General features: G+C 56.7%; 8 protein-coding genes. 2 read left to right on the top strand and 6 right to left on the bottom strand.

All coding sequences use genetic code 11. The features are described 5' to 3' along the window. The first annotated feature begins 395 nt into the window (after window positions 1-395). Entirely contained in the window at window positions 396-794 is a 399-nt protein-coding gene (locus E5K03_RS09350) for an ArsR/SmtB family transcription factor (protein WP_138006579.1), read from the top strand. Window positions 795-1,073: 279 nt separating this feature from the next. On the opposite strand, the gene E5K03_RS17575 is transcribed toward E5K03_RS09350, so the two are convergent. Then, window positions 1,074-1,217 carry a hypothetical protein gene (locus tag E5K03_RS17575; RefSeq protein ID WP_240729991.1) on the bottom strand — a complete coding sequence of 48 codons (144 nt, stop codon included), beginning with the start codon at window positions 1,215-1,217 and terminating at the stop codon, window positions 1,074-1,076. A 78-nt stretch (window positions 1,218-1,295) separates the two neighbouring features. Then, entirely contained in the window at window positions 1,296-1,550 is a 255-nt protein-coding gene (locus E5K03_RS17570; protein ID WP_240729990.1) for a hypothetical protein, read from the bottom strand. Window positions 1,551-1,779: 229 nt separating this feature from the next. Here E5K03_RS17570 and E5K03_RS09340 point away from each other — a divergent pair, with 229 nt between their 5' ends. Continuing rightward, window positions 1,780-2,211 (top strand): ArsR family transcriptional regulator, encoded by a 432-nt coding sequence (locus E5K03_RS09340; protein WP_138006578.1) that lies wholly within the window; start codon window positions 1,780-1,782, stop codon window positions 2,209-2,211. A 176-nt stretch (window positions 2,212-2,387) separates the two neighbouring features. Here the strand turns inward: E5K03_RS09340 and E5K03_RS09335 are convergent, their stop codons facing one another. From E5K03_RS09335 to E5K03_RS09320, 4 genes are all read right to left on the bottom strand, one after another. Next, window positions 2,388-2,759, bottom strand: coding sequence for an SHOCT domain-containing protein (locus E5K03_RS09335; protein ID WP_138006577.1), 372 nt, complete (start codon window positions 2,757-2,759; stop codon window positions 2,388-2,390). A 48-nt stretch (window positions 2,760-2,807) separates the two neighbouring features. Continuing rightward, window positions 2,808-3,113 (bottom strand): hypothetical protein, encoded by a 306-nt coding sequence (locus E5K03_RS09330; RefSeq protein ID WP_138006576.1) that lies wholly within the window; start codon window positions 3,111-3,113, stop codon window positions 2,808-2,810. Between the two features lie 325 nt (window positions 3,114-3,438). Further along, on the bottom strand, window positions 3,439-4,587 hold the full coding sequence (locus E5K03_RS09325) for an MBL fold metallo-hydrolase (protein ID WP_138006575.1): 1,149 nt from the start codon (window positions 4,585-4,587) through the stop codon (window positions 3,439-3,441). A gap of 63 nt (window positions 4,588-4,650) precedes the next feature. Continuing rightward, a complete protein-coding gene (locus tag E5K03_RS09320) occupies window positions 4,651-6,429 on the bottom strand; it encodes a 5'-nucleotidase C-terminal domain-containing protein (protein ID WP_138006574.1) in 1,779 nt (592 codons plus the stop codon). Window positions 6,430-6,451: the final 22 nt, after the last annotated feature.

Below are 6,451 nucleotides of genomic sequence, written 5' to 3'. Positions count from 1 at the left end.
TATCCGTTATTTCTTTAGCAGAACGCGGTATTCCTGATTGAGTTCTGAGAGGAGTCTCTGTGTAGCTTCCACGATCACACTTCATTTGGATAGATCCAGATCACGAACCGTCGTCGTCGTTCGTTTCAGCAGTAGCGATACATCGGGAGGCGAGCGCACTGTAGTAGACTCGTATGTAAGACATCAGCTCTATCTCAAAGGGTTGGAGTGCACCACCTGTTCTATCGCCTCTATTTCTCGCACTGGCGATGTCGACTACGTCGTCTCTCGGTGGACCGTATAGATTATCATACAAAAATCGTATTAGTAAAGGCTAAATTAATATGTTGTAGGTGTGACTGTAGAGTGGACAGTGACTGCAAAAGAGTTAATTTATTTGTTGGTCAACTATCTGTATGTCAGCGAGCGATCGACTCCAGCGGTATCTAACCGACGAACGAGGGAGTTGTACGAACGACGCGCTTCGAGAGCGACTCGAGGAACTTGAAGAGTTGGATGCGGCCGTCGGCGGGCCTGATCTCGAATCGGATGTCGACCTACTGTCAGCGATGGCCAACGAAACGCGGTACAAAATCGTTCGAATTATTCACACGGCTGGTGAGGAGCTGTGCGTCTGTGAGTTCGCCTCACTGCTTGATGTGAGCGACAGTGCGATTAGCCATGCACTCTCCCAGCTCACAGAGGCCGGGCTCCTCACACGACGAAAAGACGGAAAGTGGCGCAAATATAGCACAACCAACCGCGCAACTGCCGTCTTAGTCGCACTCGACGGCTCCCGATCCGTTGAGCCGTAATCTATCGAGCTACAATCAGACGAACTGTGGTCTGTCCATACTGTCGCGCGGCATCTATTGAGATATATGTTCACCACATAGAAGTTGTTAATCTGGTAACACCGATTAGAGTCAGTATGGGAGATAATTCAGTGATGACCGTTCCTATTTTCGGTAGCAATCAGCAGTGTTTTGCTGTGAGTGGCTGGGCCTCACTACAGTGCTACTCTCTATTTTCGTGCTTCTCGCGGGACGCACCGGGCGACCGTAGGGATATTTGTGTGAATTGAGGATCCCCAATCAATCGGACGCGTAAGCATCCTCAATATAGTCACGAAGTTCCTCGGGCGTCGTCCACGAGAACGCACGGTCCACCCACTTTATCCAGAGGAGATAGTGTGCGAACATCCCGTCGTCGGCTGCATACTGTTCCTCCTCAGTCACGTAAGTTCGATAGAACGCTTGCGTCTGATCCCGATCGGTCGGCTGATCGATGTAGCCCGCTTCCCACGCGTGCCCGCCCTAGGAGTGTTCGTACACCCCCACAATATGATCTGCGTAGCTGACCAGCAGCTTGAATTTCGACGTGAAGAACTCCGAGATATCCAGGAGATCGTCCATCAGGAACGAGTCGACCCTGTCATCGGAATTCGAGGCTGCGGCACCGCTCGCGAGTTGGTCGCAAACAGCTTCCAATCGTGGCCGCTCCTCTTCACCGTAGGAACTGAGAACGAAGTAGGACGTGTTGTTGATGAATCGTCCGAGATTCTCGTGCATCGCGGTCTGGATCTCCTCGACCTGTTCGGGTGTGAGCGTCTCCCCGGCTGGTCACCTAATTTGTCGATGACGGCATGGGTAGCGCCGTCGTTAGTAATGCTGGCATCATTTACCACCGACACCTAGAAGTACGGAAATACGATCAAAAGTGGAATACGGAAGCATTCTGGCTACCAATTCGAATTTCACCGAAATGATTATTCGATCGGGGTCCAAGAACGGATACACAATGTCCCGGCCTGACGTCGCCTCGCTCACGCCAGCCGGGAACTCGATCGGCCTCGATCCGATCGCAGCGTTGAGTGTCCTCGACGACACGACCCGCAGGAATATCATCGGGACGATCGTCGGCCATCCGAAAGGTGCGCCCTCGAAGAAAGAACTGGAATACTACAATCCGAGCGTTGCCGCGTCGACGCTCACGGACCACCTCATCCGCCTGGAGGAGGTTGGACTGATCGAGGCCATCGAACGAGATCGCCAAGGGTTCGAACGAGGCAAGCCATACCGGTTCTTTCAGCTTACGGACACCGCCCGCGAACTGTTCGATCGGAACAAGCTTTTCGATCTCGATGCGTACCGAGAGCTATTCGCCGAAGTCGAGAAGACAGACGAAATCAAGGCCGCAGAAGATATCGAGCGACCGAACGGACAGAACTGAAACTCAACTCGGGGCGTACGTTTTAGTGGACGACGAGTGCGACATCCGAGATATTTCGAAAGCGTCCCAGATCAAACCCATCGAGAGAGATCAGTTGCGGTTGTGGTTCAGAACCAAATCAACAGTTTGTGGATCGGGCCACAGAGTAATTTTGATCATGAGCGGTACTTTGCCAGTTACTTGGAACGTTCGAGTTTGTCTCGCCGTCGATCGAATTCCTCTTCAGAGAGCTCGCCGCGAGCATAGCGTTCGCGGAGAACTGACAGCGCCTGCTCGTCGTTCCCTGTGGACTCTCGATTAAGAAGCGCATAGACGATGTAGAGAGGGATAGCGATGAGAAGTCCCATCCAGAGAAGTCCCCAAAGCCCCATCACTCCGCCGAAGAGGCCCCAACCGCTCCCACCCATCATGCCTTCGTAGCTTCCACCATCATGGGCAACAGCCGTTCCAGTCGCCACGATCGTCCCGGTTGCCACGACAAGCAGTGGGACAGCGAGTATCGTCAGCTGACGAGCAGTGCGTCCGATGTGAGTGGTAAGTAGCGTCATTATCTTGAGTTGGTGAATCGCGATGTTCAGCTGGAGCGATCGAAACGGTCAGGGTCCTGAGCAGTGGCCCTGTCCGTACATCCCGCCTCTGTGCTCACCGTCAGCCATGTCTTTGCCCATCTCGTCGACGGTCACACCCATGTGCGACTCCATCCACTCGACACTCCCTGGGCCCATGTGTTCGGTCATCTGCACCTCCATCCATGTGGCCCAGTCATCGGCGGTGGCATTGTCCGTAGGCGCGTCGTCAGCAGTCGTGTCGTTGCCGTGGGCACTGACCACGGGCGCGGCGACCGCGAGTCCGACGATCGCGAACGCCACGAGTAGCCAGCGGCCGAATTTGATTTCAGTCATTGTTTTTCTCCTCAGTTACTCGTAGGCCTGCTCCGGAGTTATCATCATGGGTGTGAACCCACGGATGAGAACGTTCGAGAACGTTTTTACGCCGATCTAATCGTTTCTTAGGGACGAGACCGTTCATCCGGCTCGAATTCACCGGATTGGCGCTCAACGCTTCTTTCGAATGAGGATTACTACCACGGAAACGACAGTATGAACGACCCGAAAGCGGGTCGCAATCGATTCACTCGCCAGATCGTATCACTCGCGCTATCCCCGCATCGAGATGGCCCTCTCTGTCAGCTCGGGAAGTCTCCGGCGGGAGCGCGGGCGCTACTGGTTAGGCGGCACAGTTGTTCGGCCCCATTTCGAGTTCTGTCGCCTCACTCTCGTCTTCGACGGTCTCTTTGCCGGTGTTGATCGCGATAACCGTCTCGTAGTTCGGGGGTTTCTCCGGTGCGTCCTCGGTCAGGCGATCGACGAACGCGTCGCGGTCCAGCTCGAGAAAGTCGAGCTCGTCGCGGAGGTCCCCGAGCTGTGCTCCAAGGGGCTCGCCGGGCGTGCCGTTCTCATAGCGTCCGTCGCTCGTGACGGTCAGGTGACCCGGCAGGATCATGGTGTCGTCTGGGAAATCGAGGATCGTCTCGTGGAGCGAGTCGTACAGCAGTTCCGCTCCACGGGAGGCGTCGTCCTCGCCAAACTGGAGTTCCGTCCGCCCGACAGAGTCGACGAACAGTGTATCGCCCGTCAATAGGAGCTCGCCGTTGACGAGGTAGTTCATCATCTCCGAAGTGTGCCCTGGTGTGTGGAGTGCCTCGATCTCGACATTCCCGACTTGGATGACCGCACCATCTGACAGTGGTTCGTATTCGTACTCGACACCGCGCTCACTGGCTGGTTCGCCGAGGTGGTAGGGGACGCCGATCTCGTCGGCAAGTGCCGAACCCCCTGATATGTGATCGGCGTGGACGTGCGTATCAATCACGCGCGTTATCGAGAGCCCAGCGTCCTGGCCAGCAACTTTGAATTGGTCGGTCTGTCTGGTCGAATCGAAAACGACGGCTTCTTGACTCTCTTTCGAGCCGATCACGTAGCCGAGACAGCCCTTTGCTCTGCGCTGCACCTGTCGAACAATGAGGTCGTCAGTGGACGTCTCGATAGGGACGACCTCGTAGAGCTTGCTCCACCCCTCCATCCCGTCAGTGACGATCGAGATGTCCTCGTAGCCGTGTTCGTCGAGATCGAACGCAAACTGCGTCGATGTCAAACCCTTCCCACAGATCGCGATGAGCGGTCCGCCGTCGACCAGTGCATTCACTTCGTTCAGTTGGTCATCACGCAAGCCCTCGTAAGGGTCATACGGAACGTTCTCAGCGTCTTGCACGTGCCAGGCCTCGAAGCTGTCTTCCGGACGCGTGTCGATTAGCGTGAATTGTTCGTCGGTGTCGATCTTGTCCGCAAGCTGTTGCGCAGTGATTTTCTTAACCATTGTCTATTATCAGTGTCACGTCTGGGTCGCTGTTTGTCGGAGCGGTCACGAGTGCGAGGTTGTCTAACGCGTTCGATTCCGTCCTTCCTCGGGGAAGGCGTTCTCACGGGGAATCATGGATGTTTCACAGTAGGCCTCACCGTCCTGATAGTCGACGCCCGGTTGGATGAACGGGTACGGCCCGTCTGCGGGCGTGTTCTGCGCACGGCCGCCGTCGACTGCGGTCTGGACTAGTCCCATCACTTCGTAGTCGACAGGGGAGTGTTCTTTGAGGTACTCAACGATAATGTCAACCGGAACTGTTCTGTCGTCGACCTCGACTTCTTGAAACGGAAACCCGCAGTTGCCGAGATCACGCTCTGGGTCTCCAGGACGACGGAATGTCGCCACCGAGTACGTCTCTTCTGGATCGACCCGTTCGCCGTCGATTTGCATCTCGACGAGGCGACGGCTGCGCTTTGCGGTCGGATCGATGGTTACCTCGACGTTCGAAGAGAAGTTCCTGACGCGGCCGTCCTCTTGATCGTAGGGGTAGGGCGTGAAGTTGTCCTCAAGGAACCGCTCCATGTGAGTCGTGAGTTGCTGGCCATAGGCCACGCCGCGAGCGACAGGTGTCGTCATCGGGAAGAACGTGTATAGTTCCCCGAGTGTGATGTCGCCGGGCGGGATGGCAGTCCCGTACCGGAACCCGTGCGAGACAGCGAGGTCGGTGTCGAAGTGGGCTCGGAGCGCGTCGTTGAATAGCGTGTTCCACGCGCTCTCGAGGAATGACTGGCGGTAGAGTGGTTTTTTTGTCCGGCCGATGACCGTATCCAGCGGCCGATCGAGTGTGCCCGCACCTCGCTCGAATCCCGGATCGTCCTCGAAGAAGGGGGCACGTACGGCTTCGACGGTCTCTTGCGCATCGACCTCAGGTTCCCGCGTGTGTTCGCCACCCTCGGTCAGACAGTAGAGGTGGTGTCGGAACTGTATCTCCCCATCTCTAACACGGAGATCCACACGCCCGAGCGCCTCGCCCATGCCGGACTCGACCACGATCGTGTTAGTCTCCTCGACGACGATCGGGTCGTAGGTGTACTCGTGGGTATGCGCGCTGAACATCACGTCCACGCTCGTACAGTCTTTGGCGGCTTGGACCATCCACGGGAGGCCGATCTCTGTGACTGCGACCACGACATCCGCGCCGTCCGCACGGGCAGCCTGTGCGGACTCTTCGAGGAGTGTCGGATGCTTGCCGAAGCGATATCTCCCCTCGTAGAACGCGGGGGCCATCCGATCGACGTAGAGGTTCGTCATCCCGACAACGCCCACAGAGAGTCCGCCGATCTCGAAGACGCGGTACGCGTCGTATAACTGCTCGTTTGTCTCGTAGTCGTAGAGGTTGTTCGCGAGAATCGGGGCGTCGAGGTCGTCCATCAGCTCCACAAAGTTGCCCACCTCGGCGGCTTCGCTCGAATAGTCCCAGTTTCCCGGGACATAGATGTCCGGCGCGAGGTGTTCGTTGATGGGATCGAGCATCGCTCGCCCATCGGTGTAGGTGGTCACCGCAGAGCCGTGAAACGTGTCTCCACTCATGAGCGTACAAACGTCGTGAGCCTCACGGAGCTCGTCGAGTTTGGCTGCGAGCAGGGGAATCCCGCCGCCGCGCTCGATGATGCGATCGTCCTTACCGAAGTCGAAGTCCGGCTCCGACGTTGGATTATCGTAGTAGACCTGATACCGCGGCGTTAGCTGCCCGTGAAGGTCGCTGACGTGGGCGAATACCACGGCAGCATCACTATCGCTGACAGGAGCATCGCCTAGGGAGTGCCACTCGCCGATACCGGTTTCCTGGTCGCTCATAATACTGTGATTCCAGCGACGG

The sequence above is a fragment of the Halalkalirubrum salinum genome (assembly GCF_005543295.1).
Lineage (GTDB): Archaea > Halobacteriota > Halobacteria > Halobacteriales > Haloferacaceae > Halalkalirubrum > Halalkalirubrum salinum.
Note: the sequence above shows the minus strand (reverse complement) of the source record. Positions and strands in the feature narration are given on the sequence as shown.

Excerpts from the sequence above, each read along its gene's own strand:
- E5K03_RS09325 (WP_138006575.1), bottom strand. The coding sequence starts at position 4,587 with ATGGTTAAGAAAATCACTGCGCAACAGCTTGCGGACAAGATCGACACC.
- E5K03_RS09340 (WP_138006578.1), top strand. The coding sequence starts at position 1,780 with ATGTCCCGGCCTGACGTCGCCTCGCTCACGCCAGCCGGGAACTCGATC.
- E5K03_RS09330 (WP_138006576.1), bottom strand. The coding sequence starts at position 3,113 with ATGACTGAAATCAAATTCGGCCGCTGGCTACTCGTGGCGTTCGCGATC.
- E5K03_RS09320 (WP_138006574.1), bottom strand. The coding sequence starts at position 6,429 with ATGAGCGACCAGGAAACCGGTATCGGCGAGTGGCACTCCCTAGGCGAT.
- E5K03_RS09335 (WP_138006577.1), bottom strand. The coding sequence starts at position 2,759 with ATGACGCTACTTACCACTCACATCGGACGCACTGCTCGTCAGCTGACG.
- E5K03_RS09350 (WP_138006579.1), top strand. The coding sequence starts at position 396 with ATGTCAGCGAGCGATCGACTCCAGCGGTATCTAACCGACGAACGAGGG.
- E5K03_RS17570 (WP_240729990.1), bottom strand. The coding sequence starts at position 1,550 with ATGCACGAGAATCTCGGACGATTCATCAACAACACGTCCTACTTCGTT.